The 17,272-nt window shown below is 74.3% G+C and carries 14 protein-coding genes; 8 read left to right on the top strand and 6 right to left on the bottom strand.

What is annotated here, in order from left to right; genetic code table 11:
- Positions 1-217: 217 nt before the first annotated feature.
- The 6 genes from OHA64_RS06905 to OHA64_RS06880 form a co-directional block, all read right to left on the bottom strand.
- The gene (locus tag OHA64_RS06905; RefSeq protein ID WP_405609466.1) at positions 218-664 is read right to left on the bottom strand and encodes a DUF6917 domain-containing protein; all 447 of its coding nucleotides are present in this window, start codon (positions 662-664) and stop codon (positions 218-220) included.
- Positions 661-1,626: a Gfo/Idh/MocA family protein gene (locus OHA64_RS06900; protein ID WP_405609463.1), complete on the bottom strand. Its 966-nt coding sequence runs from the start codon at positions 1,624-1,626 to the stop codon at positions 661-663. Before OHA64_RS06900 ends, OHA64_RS06905 begins: the two co-directional genes overlap by 4 nt.
- Positions 1,623-2,750 (bottom strand): Ldh family oxidoreductase, encoded by a 1,128-nt coding sequence (locus OHA64_RS06895; protein WP_405609460.1) that lies wholly within the window; start codon positions 2,748-2,750, stop codon positions 1,623-1,625. Before OHA64_RS06895 ends, OHA64_RS06900 begins: the two co-directional genes overlap by 4 nt.
- 63 nt (positions 2,751-2,813) lie before the next feature.
- The gene (locus tag OHA64_RS06890) at positions 2,814-4,106 is read right to left on the bottom strand and encodes a M20/M25/M40 family metallo-hydrolase (RefSeq protein WP_405609457.1); all 1,293 of its coding nucleotides are present in this window, start codon (positions 4,104-4,106) and stop codon (positions 2,814-2,816) included.
- Complete coding sequence (locus OHA64_RS06885; protein ID WP_405609454.1) at positions 4,103-5,008, bottom strand: sugar phosphate isomerase/epimerase family protein; 906 nt, start codon at positions 5,006-5,008, stop codon at positions 4,103-4,105. The genes OHA64_RS06890 and OHA64_RS06885 overlap by 4 nt, the downstream gene beginning before the upstream one ends.
- Position 5,009: 1 nt before the next feature.
- Positions 5,010-6,086, bottom strand: coding sequence for a Gfo/Idh/MocA family protein (locus OHA64_RS06880; RefSeq protein WP_405609451.1), 1,077 nt, complete (start codon positions 6,084-6,086; stop codon positions 5,010-5,012).
- Between the two features lie 353 nt (positions 6,087-6,439).
- Between OHA64_RS06880 and OHA64_RS06875 the strand changes: the two genes are divergently transcribed.
- From OHA64_RS06875 to OHA64_RS06840, 8 genes are all read left to right on the top strand, one after another.
- Positions 6,440-7,534: a DegT/DnrJ/EryC1/StrS family aminotransferase gene (locus OHA64_RS06875; protein WP_405609448.1), complete on the top strand. Its 1,095-nt coding sequence runs from the start codon at positions 6,440-6,442 to the stop codon at positions 7,532-7,534.
- Positions 7,531-8,673: a DegT/DnrJ/EryC1/StrS family aminotransferase gene (locus tag OHA64_RS06870; protein WP_405609445.1), complete on the top strand. Its 1,143-nt coding sequence runs from the start codon at positions 7,531-7,533 to the stop codon at positions 8,671-8,673. Before OHA64_RS06875 ends, OHA64_RS06870 begins: the two co-directional genes overlap by 4 nt.
- A gap of 114 nt (positions 8,674-8,787) precedes the next feature.
- Positions 8,788-9,762, top strand: coding sequence for a UbiA family prenyltransferase (locus OHA64_RS06865; protein ID WP_405609442.1), 975 nt, complete (start codon positions 8,788-8,790; stop codon positions 9,760-9,762).
- On the top strand, positions 9,759-11,129 hold the full coding sequence (locus OHA64_RS06860) for an FAD-dependent oxidoreductase (RefSeq protein WP_405609439.1): 1,371 nt from the start codon (positions 9,759-9,761) through the stop codon (positions 11,127-11,129). The genes OHA64_RS06865 and OHA64_RS06860 overlap by 4 nt, the downstream gene beginning before the upstream one ends.
- On the top strand, positions 11,116-12,699 hold the full coding sequence (locus OHA64_RS06855; protein WP_405609436.1) for a class I adenylate-forming enzyme family protein: 1,584 nt from the start codon (positions 11,116-11,118) through the stop codon (positions 12,697-12,699). Before OHA64_RS06860 ends, OHA64_RS06855 begins: the two co-directional genes overlap by 14 nt.
- A 252-nt stretch (positions 12,700-12,951) precedes the next feature.
- Positions 12,952-13,773 (top strand): class I SAM-dependent methyltransferase, encoded by an 822-nt coding sequence (locus OHA64_RS06850; protein ID WP_405609433.1) that lies wholly within the window; start codon positions 12,952-12,954, stop codon positions 13,771-13,773.
- Positions 13,770-15,590: a CoA transferase gene (locus OHA64_RS06845; protein WP_405609430.1), complete on the top strand. Its 1,821-nt coding sequence runs from the start codon at positions 13,770-13,772 to the stop codon at positions 15,588-15,590. The genes OHA64_RS06850 and OHA64_RS06845 overlap by 4 nt, the downstream gene beginning before the upstream one ends.
- Positions 15,587-17,269 (top strand): class I adenylate-forming enzyme family protein, encoded by a 1,683-nt coding sequence (locus OHA64_RS06840; RefSeq protein ID WP_405609427.1) that lies wholly within the window; start codon positions 15,587-15,589, stop codon positions 17,267-17,269. The genes OHA64_RS06845 and OHA64_RS06840 overlap by 4 nt, the downstream gene beginning before the upstream one ends.
- Positions 17,270-17,272: the final 3 nt, after the last annotated feature.

The raw sequence follows: 17,272 nt of genomic DNA, 5'->3' as shown, positions 1-17,272 counted from the left end.
ACCACCCGGGTTCCACGGCCACCGGATGGCGCCGCCCGTTCAGCGGTCCGGCGCCATCCGGTACGCGACCGCTTGTCCGCGGAATTGCCCGTCGGTTTGTGCGGATGCGCTGTCCGGAACCGCCTCCGCGGAGGTCGCTGCAGAACCCGCGTCTGCGGATGCCCGCATCGGAAACCGCTCTTCGGACCCTTCCGGAAGCTGCTTCGCCGATTGCCCTTCAGGCACCGGGCGGCGCGGGAACCGTGCCCTGGTCCCCGGCCCGGCCCTGGACGAACACGACGACGGTCTCCGGCCGCAGGCCCAGGTCCCGGCCGCTGACCGGACGCGCCGCGTGGATCAGGATGTTGTAGTGGTTCGGAAGGTGACAGGCGTCGAAGCCGAGCACCGTGCCGACCGTCGTGTCCCCGATCCGCACCAGGTCACCCCGGTCGATCACACCGCCGCACAACAGCTCGGCGAAGCCCAGGAAACCCACCCGGTCGATCCGGGCGCCTGGGCGAGGGTCCCACTGGTCGGTGGTGACCAGTTCGTGCACCTCGCCCCGGCGTACGCAGCGTGCCGCGTGCTCCTCCAGCCGCATGCCGCGATCCGTGCGGCGGTGCACGAGCACTTTGACCAGTGATCCGCGCACCACGCGCTTCGGGCCGTCCTCTGCTGGATTCACCGGTCCGCCTCCACGGCCGTCGCCTCCGCTGCCGTGGCCTCCCGTGCGGGCCGGGCACAGCGGTAGGCCGCCTCCACCAGTTCCAGCGCGGTCAGGCCGCCGTGCGCCCCCGGGCCTGCCGGGCCACCGGTACGGACCAGCGCGGCGAACTCGGTGAGGATCGCCTCGTACTCGTGCCACAGCGACGCCTTGAAGCCGGGGTGTCCGGCCAGCATGTCTGCGTGCAGCACCTCTCCGCCGGTCAGCTCCACCTCGATGTCCTTGCGTTCTCCGGCATATGACCAGTCCAGCTCGACCGAGGCCGTGGTGCCGGTACGGCCACGCAGGCGGATCATCGCCTGACGGTCGACGCCGGAGCCGTCGCGCTGGATCTCGCAGCCGGTGACGGCGAGTTCACCGAGCAGCAGCCGCGCCAGGTCGAGGGCGTTGGGACCGTTGTCGGACACACAGCCGCCGCCGCAGCGGGCCGGGTCCAGGTACCAGTCCTCACCGCCGAGATGCTCCTCGATGCGCTCCAGATAGCGCACCCGGACGGAGCGGATCTCCCGGCCCGTCATCCGGCGCACCAGTGCGCGGACGGCGTCGTTGTAGCGGCGGTGGAACGCCGTCATCAGCGGGACCCCGCCGCGCTGCGCCAGCTCCACCAGCAGGGACCCCTCGGCCGCCGTCAGGGCGAGGGGCTTCTCGACGCAGACCGGGACGCCGACGGCCAGGGCGTCCCGGCACAGGGGCAGATGCACGTCGTTGGGCACGGCCACGACGAGGGCGTCCGGTCGCGCCCGGTCCAGCAGTGTGCGGAGGTCGCTGAAGCGTGCCGCGCGGCCGGGGAACTGCTCCAAGGCCTGGGCACGGGCGTCGCACACGGCGGTCAGCTGCCACTCGGGCAGCCGTTCCGCGGCGGCCAGGTAGTAGGGGGAGATGGCGCCGAGACCGATGACGCCGAGCCGCAAGGGCCGGGTCATCGCGGGCTCCCGGGGCCGCCGAGGAGACCGAGGGCGGTCAGTTCCGCGTGGAGGTGCGGGGGCAGGGGGATGCCGTGGCGGCGGCGCTCGGCGGCGAGTTCCGCCTCCCGCCGGCCCGGGTAGCGCACCGGCTCGCCGCCGGGCACCGGCGGGCAGTCGACGAGCGCGCCGAACAGGGACCGGGTCGCGGCGGCCACGTCCGCGCCGGGGCGCAGCACCTCCGGGGCGATCGCGAGGAGGAAGAAGCCGATGTCGTCGTCACTGCCGTGCGGCCGGCCGTCCCCTTCCAGCGCGGCGGGCGCGGGCCCCACGGCCGCGCCGGACACCACTGCGGCCAGCAGTTCCACGGCGATGCCGAGCCCGTAGCCCTTGTGGACGCCGGTCTCGGCATCGCCGCCCAGCCAGCGCAGAAAGGCCTCGCCGCGGTCGAAGGCGGACGGGTCGGTCACCGGGTCGCCCGCCGCGTCCTCCAGCCAGCCGGCGGGCACCGGGGTGCCGCGGCGGGCGGCGACCCGGACCCGTCCGGTGGGTGCGACGGTGGTGCTCATGTCCAGCAGGAACGGGTGTCCGTCGAGGGCCGGCGCGGCGACGCTCAGCGGGTTGGTGCCGAGCATCGCCACCGCGCCGCCCGGAGGCCGTGCGATGCGCTGGCCGCCGCAGTTGCTCGCGACCACGCCGATCATCCCGGCGTGCGCGGCGCGCACCGCGTGGAAGCCGGCGCACCCGAAGTGGGTCGCCCCGCGCACCGACACCAGCCCGACCCCGTGCCGGCCGGCCCGTGCCACGGCGTCGTCCATGGCCTCGGCGGCGGCCCACAGGCCCAGGGCGCGGCGGGCGTCGACGACCGCGCAGGCGCCCAGGTCGGTGAGCGTCTCTGGTTCGGCGCGGGGGTCGCAGCGACCGGACTCCAGCAACGGCAGGTAGAGCCGGGTGAGGTTGAACACGCCGTGCGAGTCGAGTCCCGTCAGGTCGCCGTGGCACAGCGCGTCCGCGGCGAGCCGGGCCCGCGCGTCAGGGATGCCGTGGCCGGTGAACAGGCCGGTGAGCGCGGCATGCAGCTCCGCGTGGTCGACGAGGACGGATGCGCGCTCGACCGCCGCTCGCGGGGCGGTGGGTGCCGTCATACGAGATTCCTTACAGGGCGGGCCAGTTGTCTTCATAGGTCGTTCGGTTGGGGGTGTGGTGCGCTACGGAGGTCGCTGCGTCGACGCCGCCGACACCGCTTCGGCGAAGAACGTGACGAGCCGGCGGACCACGCCGGCGAACTCCTCCAGGTCGGCGAGGTCGACGAACTCGCCAGGAGCGTGGGCGCGATTGGCGGCGAGACAGCCGGGTCCGAGGACGGTGGTGAAGGCGTCGTCCAGGCCGGCCGCCCAGATGGCGTCGCAGGTGAAGCCGGGGTCGTCGGCCGGCGGCCGGGCTCCCGCGCGGGCCAGGAGTTCCTCGGCCCACGGATCGGAGTCGTCCAGCGCGGGCAGGCCCTGTTTGTCCCAGCCGAGTCGGGTGATCCGTTCGGCGTCCCGCGCCGTGCGGGCGAACTCCCGGGTGTGAGCGAACCGTTCGGTGAAGTGGCGCAGGGCTTCGGCGACGTGCCGGGTGACCTCGGTCTTCAGTCGGTCGCCGTCGGAGGTGCGGCGGTACGACAGGTTCATCAGCAGGGTGCCGGTGCCATGGACGCGGTTGTGCGTGCGGCCCGTGTGCAGTCCGGCGACGCACACCCGTGTACCGGGTACGGCCCCGTCCAGGCCGGCGGCGAGGTGCTGTGCCAGGAATCCCAGCAGCACGGTGGCGTTGTGACCGGCGTCCGGATGGTCGTCCACCGCGTCCTCGCCCGCCACGGTGATCCGCGCGGTCATCGCGGCGGTGGCCCGGGGCAGCGCGCGCAGCCCGGTCGGCTCGCAGAACACGTTGAGTCGGCCGTGGTGCCCGGCCTCCAGCAGCGGGCGGGTGCCATAGGTGCCCAGGGCGCCGCCCTCCTCCCCGGCGACGGCCTGGAGCAGGACGGTGACGTCCCGTCCGACGGCGGGGTGGGACGCGGCGGCCCGCAGCCCGGCGAGGAGGGCCACGGCGGGCCCCTTGGCGTCGACCGCGCCCCGGCCGGTGAACCGCACGCCGTCGAAGGCGGGCGGGGTGTGTCCGGCGACGGTGTCCAGATGGACGTTGAACATCACGGTGTGCGCTCGGGAACCCTCGGGTCCCAGTCGCAGCAGCAGGCTGGGCTGGTCCGCGAGGAAGCGCGGATCGCGGGCGGCGGCGCGGACCGTGGACGGCACGCCCGGACGGTCCACGCAGGCTGCGGGCGGACTGGCGAGGCGGACAGTGCGAAACTCCGCTTCGGCGGCCGCCTTCGCGTACCGCTGGAGGATCTCGGGCAGCCGGGACGGCGGATCGTCCGGGCCGGCCTCCAAGGGGTTGACGCTGGGCAGGCGCAGCAGGTCCAGCAGCAACTCCCGGTGCCGGTTGGTGAACAGGCCGCTCACAGAGAGCCGTCCAGCGGGCCGGTGACCGGCAACCCGGCGCCCAACAGCCCGGCCAGCGCCTGTCCGGCCCGTACGAACAGGTCGGCGGCGTCCTCACCGGCCCGGGCCAGCCCCTCGTGGGGGCGTACGGCGAGATGGGGTTCCAGGGAGAGCGCTCCGGTGTAGCCGTGGGCGGCCAGCAACTCCAGGCATTCCACCACCCCGGCTTCGCCCTCGCCGGGCAGGGTGTAGGCGGTGCCGCCGTCCGGGGTGCGGACGGCGTCCTTGATGTGGACGTGGGCGACGTACGGGGCGAGGTCACGGAGCATGTCCGGGGCGCGGTAGCCGTACGGGACGCCGTTGCCGGTGTCGAACAGCAGCCGCAGGGCCGGGCTCTCCACGGCGCGCAGCAGTCGTAGCGCGCGGTCGGCCCGGTCACCGGCCCAGCCCGCGCAGTTCTCGTGCACCAGCACAAGGCCCGCCCGCTCGGCGCGGTCCGCCAGGACGGCGGTGCGGGCCAGCACGCGGTCGGCCCACTCGGTCTCCGCCAGACCGTCGTTGGGGTACGACATGATCCGAACCAGACGGCAGCCGAGGGTGGCGCAACGCTCGGCCAGGACGTCCAGTTCCGCCAGGTCCTGGCCGAGGTCGCCGGTGATGGGGCGGGACCAGTTGCCGATCCGGGACGCGACGGCGGTCACGGTGACGCCGGCCTCCGTAAGCTGTCGGGTCAGCGTGCCGAAGGCGGCCGCGGAGAGGTCGGCGAGGGCCGTGCCGTCGACCGTGCGTAGTTCGATGGCGTTCCAGCCCAGCCGTCGCAGCGCTGCCAACTGCCCGTCGGTGCCGGGCGCCGCCTCGTCGCCGATGCCGGTGAGCGGCCCGAACCCCCGGACGCGAGGTCCGGCGGCACAGTGCCGGGACATGTCAGCGGCTCCCGGCGCGGGCGCGCGGTGTGACGGCGCAGTGCTCCCGGGCCGCGCACAGCAGCCGGGCGGTCGCGCAGGCGAGCGGGAAGTTCCCGACGCCTGCCGCGCCGGAGGCGAAGCCGCGGTAGACGCCGTCCAGGAAGTCGGTCAGGGCGTCGTCCCGGAAGACGTGGTGTCCGATCCCGGGCACCCCGTCCGCGTCGATGACACCGGCCGGCGGGGCCGCCGTACCGGGGTCGAAGGGGGCGACGACCAACTGCGCGTGGTCGTCGCCCTCGCTGAGCGGGAAGTGGGCCGTGGCAGTCCCGCCCTCGAACTCGCAGACGACGCTGCGTTGCCGGACGGGTGCACCGAGGTCGGAGCGCAGCAACGTCACCACCCCCGAACGGTGCTCCAGTTCGACGTGCGCCCCGCCCAGGCGGGGCAGGTCGCGGTCCTCGCAGCGCAGGTCCCAGCAGCGCGCGGCGCGGAGTTCGGCCGGACCGGCCAGATCGAGGGCGAGCGCCAGGGAGTGGGGGATCTCCACGTCCAGGGCGGACGGATGCCCGTCGGTCGCCAGGGACCGCAGGAAGCGGGGCTTGTGCTGGTCGACGGTGATACGGCGCAGGGAGCCGAGTTGTCCGCCGCCCACCAGGCGGCGCAGTCGGCCGGCCAGCCTGGAGGTGATCCAGTGGGCGACGGCCACGAGATCGAGCCCGGCCTCCTGACGGAGCCGGATGAGGGCGTCGAGTTCGTCCACGGACGCGGCGAGGGGTTTCTCCACGATCATCCGGCGGAAGCCGTGTCCGACCAGTTCCGCGAGGACGTCGTAGCGCAGCCGGGGCGGTGTACACACGTGTACCACCGCGGTGGCGGGGTCCACGTACCGCAGGGCCTGTTCCAGCGTGGCGACGGCCGTGACCTCGCCGGGCACGCCCAGGGGCCGCAGACTGCCGGCGCGCGGATCGCAGCCGACCGCGGGCAGGGCGACGAGCGGATCTCCCGTGGCCGCGGTCCGCCGGGCCAGACGGACGAGCGTGTTCAGGTGCAGTCCTGATCCGGACCGGCCGAGCCCGACCACGAGGGGCTGCAGCACAGGGCCTCCTGAGAGGGAACGGGAAGGAAACGGGCGCTCAATTCGCTGCGCCGAGCACAACTCCGGTGCGCCGCACCACTGTTGCGGCCCCGTGCGGAAATGGTCAAGACGTCCGGAACGCCATTACCCAGAACGTGTGAAGATGATCCTTTCCTTTCTCCGTCGACGGGAAGTTCGCTTAGCGTGGGCATTCCGCAGACATGACGGGGACAGGTGAGAGATTGCGTTCCAGTGGACAGATTCCTGCGCGCGCCGAGGGCGCATTACCGACTGCGCGGGGAACGGCCGATCGAATTCCCTTCTTCTCTCAGGCCGCGACTTTCGAACGACTGTGGCCTTCCGTCGAAAAGGCGTTGGACGAGGTTTTCCTCAGTGGCAAGTTCTCCCACGGAAAACAGGTCGGGCAGCTCGAGGCGGCGCTCGCGGACTACACCGGCGCCCGGCATGTGATCGGCGTCAACAGCGGCACCGACGCGCTGGTGTTGCTGCTGCGCGCCTGCGGAGTGCGCCCCGGCGACGGTGTCCTGGTGCCGGCGTACTCGTTCTTCGCCACCGCCTCGGCCGTCGTACTGGCAGGCGGCACACCGCAGTTCGTCGACATCGACCCGGAGACGTACGCGATGGACCCCGCGGCGCTGGAGGCGGCCGTCACTCCGCGGAGCCGGTTCGTGATGCCGGTGCATCTGTTCCACACGATGGCCGACATGGCGGCCGTCACCGTCGTCGCCCGGCAGCACGGCCTGACAGTCGTCGAGGACAGCGCCGAGGCGATCGGCATGCGCCGGCGCGGAGTACACGCGGGCCTGCACGGGGTCGGCGGCGTCCTGTCCTTCTTCCCCTCCAAGACGCTTGGCGCGCTCGGCGACGCGGGAGCCGTGCTCACCGACGACCCGGAGGTGGCGGCCACCGTCGCGGCGCTGCGCCACCACGGCAGGACGGGCCGCACGCTGAACAACTTCCCGGCCATCTCCACCGAGAGCGCCCTGCCCGGCGCGAACAGCAAGATGGACGACATGCAGGCGGCCGTCCTGCTCGCCAAGCTGTCCCTCCTGGAGGAGCACATCGCGCGCCGGGCCGAACTGGCGGACGCGTACACCGCCCGTCTGCGGGACGCGCCGGGGATCGTCCGCCTGCCGCGGACCACCGCGGGGAAACCGGACGACCGCGACGTGTACTACGTCTACCTGATCGAGACCGAGCACCGGGACGCCCTCGTCGACCACCTCGACCGGCACGGCATCGGCACCGAGGTCTACTACCCGGTGCCCCTGCCCCACCAGCCCGCCCTCGCGCACCTGGGCCACCGACAGGGCGAGTTCCCCCACGCCGAGGCGGCGGCCCGGCACGCCGTCGCCCTGCCCTTCCACCCCGATCTCCGGTCCGACGGCCTGGACCGCGTCTGCGACACCATCGGCTCCTTCCTCGCCGGAACGAGGACGACCGCATGACCGCATCGCTCCCTCCCGCCGTCCCGTTCTTCCCTCCCGCCCTCTTCGAAGCCGACCGCCCCGCACTGATCGGGCTGGTCCGCGAGGTGGGCCTCGACCCGGAGCAGCGGTTCATCCTGGGCAGGCGCACCGCCGCCTTCGAGGACCTGCTGCGCGAGGACCTGGGGGCAGCCGACGTGGTCGCCTGTTCCAGCGGCACCTCGGCGCTCTCGCTGGTGCTGCGGGCCATGGACGTCGGTCCCGGCGACGAGGTGATCGTGCCCGCGTTCGGCTGCGCGCCCCTGGCCGCCTCGGTGGTCGATGTCGGGGCCACACCGGTCTTCGCCGACATCCGGCCGGACACCATGACCTTGGACCCGGACGAGGCGGAGCGGCTCGTCACCGAGCGGACCAAGGCGGTGATGCCGGCCCACATGTTCTCGGTGATGGCCGACATGCCACGCCTCGCCGAACTGGCCCAGCGGCACGGACTGCGCCTGCTGGAGGACTCCGCGGTTGCCCAGGGCGGCGTGCTGCGGGGTGTCCCGGCCGGGCTGTGGGGCGAGGCGGGGATCTACTCCTTCGTACAGGTCAAGACATGCGGCATGCCCGGCGAGGGCGGCGTGGTCGTCACCCGGGACCCGGCACTGGGCGAGAAGGTGCGGATGCTGCGCAACCACGGTCAGTACGCCGGGCGGCGGTTCGTCCACCACGCCGTCGGACTCAACAGCCGCTTCGACGAGATCCAGGCCGCCTTCCAGACGCATCGCTACTCCGGTTTCCCGGCGCGGCTGGCGCGGCGGGCGGAGATCGCCGCGTACTACACCGAACGCTTCACGCCGTTGGCCGATCGTGGTGTGGCACCGCCGCCGCCCGGTCCGGACGGCCGGTGCTTCTACGTGTACACGGTCCTCGCCGAGGACCGGGAGACTCTCGGCGCCCACCTGGCCGAGTGGGGGGTGGCCACGCACGTCTACTATCCGCACCCCCTGCCCGCCCACCGTGCCTTCGCTCCCTACGCGCCGCCCGGTGCCCGCTGGCCGCGCGCCGAACAGGCCGCCCGCCGCCATCTTGCCCTGCCGGTGCACCACTTGCTGACCGACGCACAGGTCCAGCACGTCGCCGACCTCGTGTGCGCCTTCGCCACCGAGCACCGCTGACGTGTGCCCGCTCGCCTCGCACACCGTTGACCCGCGACCGCCCGCCTCGCCCATCCCGCTGCCCGGGCGAGCGGCACCCCCCTTCGGACGCAGACACCCCCCAAGAGGTCACCCATGACGGACAGCATCGCGGCCGGCCGTCCCGCCGCGACCGCCCACGGCCACAGCCGGCTGCGCACCTACGCGCGGCTCGGCAAGCTGGACGTGTACGACTACTACCTCGGCATCTTCCTCGCCCTGACCGCCGCGCTGTTCCCGGCCGGTGTCTTCACCGCCCGGCAGGCACTGGTGATGGCGATGTTCCTGGCCGGCGAAGTCGCGGTCCTCATGGCGATGGTCGCCCTGGACGACGTCACCGGGTTCCGGGACGGCAGCGACCTCGCCAACTACGCCCCTGACAACCCGCTGCGCAACAAGGCACGCAAACCCCTGGTCGCCGGGGCACTGACGGTGCCCCAGGCGCTGCGCTTCGCCAGGGCCTGCGCGGCGGCAGGGGCGGTGCTCTGGGCGGGCGCCGCCGTGCTCGCGCCGCACCACCCGCTGTGGGCGCTGGTGACGGCGGGCGCGCTGTTCGTGGTGTCGCTGCAGTACTCGTACGGCCTGAAGATCAGTTACCACGGCTTCCAGGAGGTGTTCCTGGTCGCCCTCGGCGCCGTGCTGGTGATCGTTCCGTACGGCCTGGTGACGGGGGGCTTCTCCGGATTCCTGATGGTGCAGGCGGTGCTGTTCGGGTTCGGGCCGCTGATGTTCGGCGTCTACTCCAACACCAACGACGTGGCCGGCGACCGGGCCGTGGGCCGTCCGACCGTGGCCGCCCTGGTCTCCGAGCGGGGCAACGCCGTCTTCATCGGAGCCCTGTCGGCCGCCGAGTTCCTCATCGGCGCGGTCGCCTCGGCCACCGGGGCGGCCCCCTGGTGGTTCGTGCCGCTGATGCTGCCGGCGACCGCGCTGCGGGCCCGTCAGTACCTGACCGGGTTCGTCCGCGGCGACATCATGACCGCCCGCCGGACGGGCTTCGCGGTGCACCGGCTCAGCGTGGTGCTGATGACCGTGGCCAACGTCGTCGTCGGAACGGGAGCCGCCCGATGAAGCCCGAACTCGATGTCGCCGTCGTCGGCGCGGGCATCGCCGGTCTGACCGCCGCCCACGAACTGCGCCGCGCCGGGCTGGCCATCCGGGTGTACGAGCAACTGCCGGACGTCGGCGGCCGGATGCGCAGCATCCGCCAGGAGGGCTGGACGGTGGACACGGGCGCCGAGCAGGTCCCGTCCCGCGGCTACCGCGCGACCTGGGAGCTGCTGCGCCGGTTGCGCGTCACCCCCGCGGACGTGCCCCGGGTCGGCGGCGGGGTGGCCGTCTGGCGCGGCGGACGCGCCCACCTGGGCGTCGGCGAGAGCACGGCCGTGGTCACCGGAGCGGGCCTGTCCCCCCGGGCGCGGCTGGACCTGGCCGCCTTCTCCGCCTGGACCGGCCGCCGCCGCGCCGGATTCGACGGCGACCGTCCCGAGCACAGTCCGCTGGGCGCCGCCACCGTGCGGGAGGTGGCAGCCCGCTACCACCGCGACCTGCACGACTACCTCTTCCAGCCGGTCGCCGGCTGCTTCTTCGGCTGGGACACCGCCCGGTCGACGGCCGCCCCCATGGTCAGCCTGCTGCTGGAGGCCGGTTCCACCGCCGCCTGGCGCACCTACCGCGACGGCATGGACTTCCTGGCCCGCCGGCTGGCCACCGGCACCGAGGTCGTCACCGACCGGGCCGTACGCGAGGTCACCGACGCGGGCGGGCACGCCGTACTGCGCTTCGACGACGGGCAGGTCACCGCGCGGGCCGCCGTGCTCGCCGTACCGGCGCCCGCCGCGGCTGCCCTCCGCCCGGGCGCCCCCGCCGACGAGCAGCCGTTCCTCACCTCCTGCACCTTCACGCCCATGATGAAGGTCAGCTGCCTGCTGGACCGCCCCCTCGCCCCAGCCGCCCGGCGGCCGGTGCACATCCTGCTCACCCCGGCCGCCGAGGAGGACGTGCTCTCCGGCGTCGTCGTCGACCACGCCAAGCACCCCGGCCGGGCCCCCGCAGGCCGGGGCCTGGTCACCCTCGTGGCCGGTCCGCACCGGGTCCCCGAGCTGCTGGACGGCCCTCCCGACGAGGCCGCCGACCTCCTCGTCCGCGCGGCGGAACGCTATGTCCCTGGCATCGGCGACGCCTGCCGCCACCGTCTCGTGCACGCCTTCCGCCACGGCCTGCCGGAAGCCACACCCCAGGCCCTGCGTGAACGCGCCGGCTTCCTCTCCCGGCCGGTGCGCGCCGTGGAGTACGCCGGCGACTGGCTCATGCTGCGGCCCGCCTCCGAGGGCGCCGTCCGGGCGGGCGCGCTGGCCGCGTCCCGCGTCCTGAGCAGGCTCGGACGGAACACTCCGGCCGGCCACGACCGAGCGGAGGAGATCCGTGCGACCGCATGACATGGGCACACTGTTCGACGAGGCGGCGGCGGGCGGCGCCCGGACGGTGGTCCACCTGGACCGGCCGTTCGACATCGCCGCGCGGGCAGGCACCCGGTGGACCATCACCGAACTCGCCGGCCTGGTCCGCGCCACCGCGGCCCGCCTCGCCGACGCCGGAGTCAGGCCCGGGGACCGCGTGGCGATCGTGAAGGACAACCACTGGGACTACGACCTGCTCGCCTGCGCCGTGGTCCGCCTCGGCGCCGTACCCGCGCAACTGTCCGCCCGGCTCGACACCGCGGACCTCGTCACCCTGCTGGAGCGGCTGCGACCTGCCGCGCTGGTCACCACCTCAGGGGTGCTGGCCCGCTGCCGGGACACCGCCGCCTGTGAACCGGCCCGGATCCTCGTCACCGTCGACTCCGCCGCGCCCGGCGCGATCCACCTGGCCGCGCTGGACGCGTCCCGCCCCCGCGTACCGGTGCGGCGCCACGACGACGAACCCCTGGTCATCCATCACACGTCAGGGACGACCGGCGTGCCCAAGCTGGTGGTCCACTCCACGCGGACACTCGTGCACAAGCTGGCCCGCTTCGAAGCGGTGCGCTACCCGGGCATCGGCATCCGCCCGGACGACGTCCTGGCCAACGCCAGCGCCTACGGACACGGACGCACCTTCTGCTGGACGGCCGTCGTCGTGTCACTCGCGCCCACCGGGATCGTGGTCCTCAGCAGCGGCGACCCGGAAACCGCCGACCCGCTCCTGCGGGCCCACCCGCCCACCGTCGTCGAGGCCCTGCCCGCCTCCTACATCCGGCTGCGGCCGCTCACCACCCGGCTGGACAACCCCTTCCGGGACGTCCGCCTGTACATCAGCACCTACGACGCCGTGCACCCGCCCGCCCTGCGCGCGTACCTGACCGCCAGTCGCCGCGCCCGCCCGCTGTGGATGCAGGGCTGGGGCCAGACCGAGACCGGACCGCTGACCTTCCGCTTCCACACGCGGCGCTCCGCGCTCGCACCGGACGCGGAGACCACGGCGCGTCGGCTCGGCCGGCCCGTGCCGGGCCGGACCCGGCTGCGCGCGGTGGACCCGGACACGCTGCGCCCGGTGCCGCGCGGCCGCCTTGGGCTGCTCCTCGTCCGCACCCCCGCCCTCGCTCTGGGCTACGTCGGCGAAGAGGACCGCTGGGACGCCAAACGCGTCGGCGACTGGTGGTCCACGGGCGACATGGGCGTTCACCACCGCGACGGCAGCGTCAGCATCCTGGACCGCGCCGCCGACGCCCTGCCCGGTATGAGCTGCCTGCGGACCGAAGACGTACTGGAGCAGCGACTGCCGCAAGCCCTGGAATGCGTCATCCTCGGCGCCCCGCTCGGCGATCCACTGCCCGTCGTGGTCACCGCCGACGGCCGACTGGACCCGGACGCCTGGAAACAGGCCACGCACGGACTGCCGGCGCTGCGCGACCCGGCCGTTCTCACCTGGGGCGAGGTGCCCCGCACCGGCACCGGCAAGGTCCGCCGCGCGGCCCTGGCACACCGGCTCACCGGCACCGCGCCCGCCGGCGCCGGCCGGTGGACGTGACCGGGTCGCCGGTCGACGAGGCCGGCCTGTGCGGGCCGCCGTTGGACGGCGCCGGGCTGTCCGGGCCGGTCCCCGGCGAGAGGAGTCTCACCGTGGCGCGGCCGGCCTTCCGCCCGGGTGCGCGCCCGCGCCGCAGGGTGCATGGCGGTGGCATCGAGCCCGTCGTTCTCGGCGTCGGCCGCCGGGCCTGTCCGGGCCGCACCTGACGCCGCCGGCCCGTCCGGGCCGCGTTCTGACGAGAGGATCCACACCGTGTCCCAGCCCGCTCCCGCCCGGGAGGGCACCCACGCGGTCTTCGGCAACGGCACCGCGCACAGCCGCGACCAGCACCGCTGCCTGGCCGCCGCCTACGACCCGGTGACCCTGCCGCGCCTGGCCGCCGCCGGTGTCGGCCCGGGCTGGCACTGCCTGGAGGTCGGCGCAGGCGGCGGCAGCATCGCGCACTGGCTGGCGGGCCGGGTGGCACCGGGCGGCTCGGTGCTCGCCACCGACCTCGACCCGCGCGACCTGGCACCCGCCCCGGGCCTGGAGGTCGCCGTCCTCGACGTGGCCCGCGACCCGCTCCCGGAGGCGGCCTACGACCTGGTGGTGGCCCGCCTGGTCCTGCAGCACGTGCCCACCCGCGACGCCGTCCTGCACAAGCTGGTACGTGCTCTCAAGCCCGGCGGTCTGCTGCAGATCGACGAGATCGACGCCTCCTACGAGCCGCCGCTGCTTACCCCGGACGCGGAGGCGGAGGCGCTCTATGTCCGGTTCCTGCGGGCCAAGACGGCCGCGCTGCGCGCCGCCGGCGGTGATCCGCACTGGGGGCGGAAAGTGCCGGCTGCCCTGCGGGCGGCGGGGCTGACCGCCGTCGACGTCCACCTCCACATCGGCGTACGGCACTCCCAGGACCCCGGCCTCGGACTCCAGTTGAACCACACCCGCAACCTCCGGAACCGGCTGACGGAACAGGGCATGACCCAGGAGGACCTGGACCGGGTGGGGCGGCTGATGCGGGACCCGTCCTTCCGCGCCGCATCCAGCGTCCTGTACTCGGTGCAGGGCCGCCGACCCGGGCGGGCGCGATCGTGACACCGCGCCTGCGCGCCGCGGCCCGGCCGGCCGTCGCCGCCTCAATCGCCGGCCGGCTGCTGCGGCACGCCGCGCCGGACCTGCGGGAGATGAGCGGCCCAGGCCGGGAAACGCCGCGGTACACCGTCGACTGGGCGGGTCCGGTCGACGCCGACCTGCCGGACGAGCGCGCCGTACAGGCTGCCTGCGGTCTCATGCAGGTCCACGGCCGGGCGACGGGCGGGCCGCTCCCACTGGCCGTCGACTACGCCTCGGTGGTGGCGGGGGTGCTCGCCGCCCAGGGCGCCACCGCTCTCCGCGTCGCGCGGGCCCGCGGCCTGGACCTGCGCGAGGTGCGGACGTCGGTGGCGCAGGGGGCACTGCTGGCGGTCGGCCAGTACCTTGCCGCCGAGACGGCCGGCGACAACTCCGGTTCGCCCGAGCCGGGTGCGCCGCACGCGCCGGTGGCCGCCTCCGACGTGCCTCAGGCAGGTGGCCTGGCGACCCTGGAGACGGATGACGACGCCCGCGTGGAGGTCGAGACCCTCGACCCCCTGGCGTGGCGGGAGTTCTGGGCCCGGCTCGGCGTGGCCCCCGCGCTCGCCGGCCGCGGCTGGCTGCCCTTCCAGCAGCGGTTCGCCACCGCCGTCTGCCCGCTGCCCGACGAACTGCGCCAGGCCGCCCGCCGCCGAACGCCGGCGGAGCTGCGGGCCGCCGCCCACCACGCCGGAGTCAGTCTCCTCACGGTCGGCTCCGACCCGGCCCCCGCCGTCCGCCCGGCCGCCTGGTGCCTCACTCCGGGACCGGCACCGTTCCCCGACGCCCGGGCGCACCCGGACACCGCCGTGCCCGGCCCACGCCCGGCGATCCCGGTCTCCGGTGCCGTCCTGCCCCTGACGGGCCTGCGGGTGGTGGAGTCCACCCGCAGGGTGCAGGGCCCGCTCGCCGGGCACGTCCTGCGGATGCTGGGTGCCGAGGTGGTCCGGATCGAACCGCCCGGCGGCGACCCGATGCGCTGGATCCCTCCGCTGGCGGGAGACTGCTCGGCCCGGTTCTCGGCTCTCAACGCGGGCAAGCCGGTGGTCGAGGCCGACCTCACCACCGGGCAGGGCCGGGACACGGTCCGCGCGCTGGCCGCCGAGGCCGACGTCTTCCTGCACAACTGGGCCCCCGGGAAAGCCGCAGGGCTCGGCCTCGACGCGTCCGACCTGCTGCCCGGCAACCCTGCCCTGGTGTACGCCTGGGCGTCCGGCTTCGGGGACGCCTTCGGCGACCGGCCGCCCGTGGGCACCGACTACCTCGCCCAGGTGCACAGCGGACTCGCCGCGGCGGTACGGCCGGCCGACCAGCCCCCGGCCCCCTCCCTGATGACCCTCACCGACGTGCTCGGCGGGCTGGTGTGCGCCCAGGGGGTGCTGGCCGCGCTGGCTGCTCGGGAGGCGACCGGCCGCAGCAGCCGTGTCGACTCCTCCCTGGTCTCCGCGGCCGCTCTCGTCCCCCGCCCCGCCCACCGGCCCCGCTGGACGGCACTGGACCGGCCGCTGCGCACCGCGGACGGTCATCTGTGCCTAGGTCCCGAGGCCCGGACGCGTCCCGAGGCGGTGCTCCGCCTGCTGGACGGCGCCGGCCCCACGGCCGCCGAGGGCCTCGCGGCCCGCATCGCCCGCCGCACCACCGAGGAGTGGACGGTACGGCTGGCCGAGGCCGGTCTGACCGCGACCCCCGTACTCACCGACCTGACGGCTCTGGCCCGCGACCAGGCCTTCCGGGCGGCCGTCGCACCACCTGATCCGTCCACCGGCCACGCACGCCCGTACGCGCCCTGGGAGTTCGCATGACCGCCGCCCCCGCGACCCGGCACGGTACCGCCCCGCCCGCGAGCCGGGGCGGGCAACCGGTGTGGACCTCACGCGCCGGAGTGCGCTTCCCGGATCTGGTGCCCCGCGCCCAACGACAGGCCTGGGTGACGGCGGGCCTGTGCCCGGACACCGACCTCTACGCACTGTTCACCGGCCGGGTCCGCGAACACCCGGACCGCCAGGCGCTGGTGGACGACGCCGGAGTGCTGTCCTACGCGGCGCTGGACGCCGAAGTACGCCGGATCGCAGCCCTGTTCGCCCAGGAGGACCTGGGAGACGGGGACGTGGTGGCGCTCCTGCTGCCCAACGGACGCGACGCCGTGGCCGCGGAACTCGCCGTCTACGCGATCGGCTCGGTGGCCCTCCCGATCCCTCCGGGCGGCGACGACCGGGACGTCCGGGCGCTGCTCGCCCGCTCGCGGGCCCGCGGCGCCGTCCTCACATCGGCCCGCCAGACGCAGGCCGTCGCGGATCTTCCGCATCTGCGCACCGTGTTCGTCCCCGGCCCGGGCGACGAAAAGACCCACGGGCTGCACTCCCCGCCGACCCCGGCCCGGCGTCCCTGGCGGCCGCGGCAGGCCGACCCGTACGGACCCGCCCGCATCCTGGTGTCGTCCGGTTCCGAAGCCGAGCCGAAGATGGTCGCCTACAGCCATCACGCCCTGGCCGGCGGCCGTAGCCGGTACGTCGGGAGCCTGCACTCCGACACCACGGTGCCGCCCCGCCACCTGGTCCTCGTCCCGCTGGCCTCCTCTTTCGGTTCCCTGGGCACACCGGTCACCCTCGCCGCCCTCGGTGGCACCCTCATCGTGCAGTCGCCCTTCGACCCGGCCGGAGCGCTGCGGATGGTCGCCGAGCAGCGTCCCACCCACCTCTTCGCGGTGCCCACCATGCTCCGGCGCATCGCCGACCTCCCGGCGCGGCCGGACGAGGACACATCGTCGTTGCGTGCCGTCGTCTCCAGCGGCGCCCCGCTGCCGGCGGCCACCGCCCAGGCCTGCCGCGAACGGTTCGGCCGCCCGGTGGTGACCGTGTACGGCTCGTCGGACGGCGTGAACTGCCACACGGCCGGAGAACGCCACCCGCCGGGCGACAGCGTCGGCACCCCGGACCCCGCGGTGGCCCGCATCCGGATCACCGGACCCGACGGCGCGCCGCTCCCCACCGGGCGGACCGGTCAGATCGAGGCCCTGGGCCCCATGACGCCGCTGTGCTACGTCAACGCGCCTGAACTGGACACCCGTTACCGCACCTCCGACGGCTGGGTGCGCTCGGGCGACCTCGGTCGGCTGGACGAGCGCGGAAGGCTGCACGTCCTGGGCCGGCTCAAACGCATCGCCGTGCGCGGCGGTATCAACATCAGTCTCGCCGAGGTCGAACGCGAACTGGGCACCCATCCGGCGGTGGCCGAGGCGGTCTGCGTCCCGGTGGCCGACCCGGACCTCGGGGAACGACTGTGCGCCTGCATCCGCCCGGTCCCGGGCACACCCGTTCCCACGCTGTCCGACCTCACGACCCACTTGGGGGGCCGTGGCCTGGCCCGCCGGAAACACCCCGAACGTCTCCTGGTCCTGGACGAGATGCCCCTCGGCCCCAGCGGAAAGGTCTGCTACCGCACCCTGATGTCCCGAGCGACCAGGGGCCCCGCTCGGGAATGACCA

The organism is Streptomyces sp. NBC_00076, assembly GCF_045041235.1.
Lineage (GTDB): Bacteria > Actinomycetota > Actinomycetes > Streptomycetales > Streptomycetaceae > Streptomyces.
This window is presented reverse-complemented; position numbering and strand designations above follow the sequence as displayed.

Bases quoted from the DNA above. Each gene is read 5' to 3' on its own strand.
- OHA64_RS06900 (WP_405609463.1), bottom strand. From the start codon at position 1,626: ATGACCCGGCCCTTGCGGCTCGGCGTCATCGGTCTCGGCGCCATCTCC.
- OHA64_RS06895 (WP_405609460.1), bottom strand. From the start codon at position 2,750: ATGACGGCACCCACCGCCCCGCGAGCGGCGGTCGAGCGCGCATCCGTC.
- OHA64_RS06885 (WP_405609454.1), bottom strand. From the start codon at position 5,008: ATGTCCCGGCACTGTGCCGCCGGACCTCGCGTCCGGGGGTTCGGGCCG.
- OHA64_RS06870 (WP_405609445.1), top strand. From the start codon at position 7,531: ATGACCGCATCGCTCCCTCCCGCCGTCCCGTTCTTCCCTCCCGCCCTC.
- OHA64_RS06865 (WP_405609442.1), top strand. From the start codon at position 8,788: ATGACGGACAGCATCGCGGCCGGCCGTCCCGCCGCGACCGCCCACGGC.
- OHA64_RS06860 (WP_405609439.1), top strand. From the start codon at position 9,759: ATGAAGCCCGAACTCGATGTCGCCGTCGTCGGCGCGGGCATCGCCGGT.
- OHA64_RS06840 (WP_405609427.1), top strand. From the start codon at position 15,587: ATGACCGCCGCCCCCGCGACCCGGCACGGTACCGCCCCGCCCGCGAGC.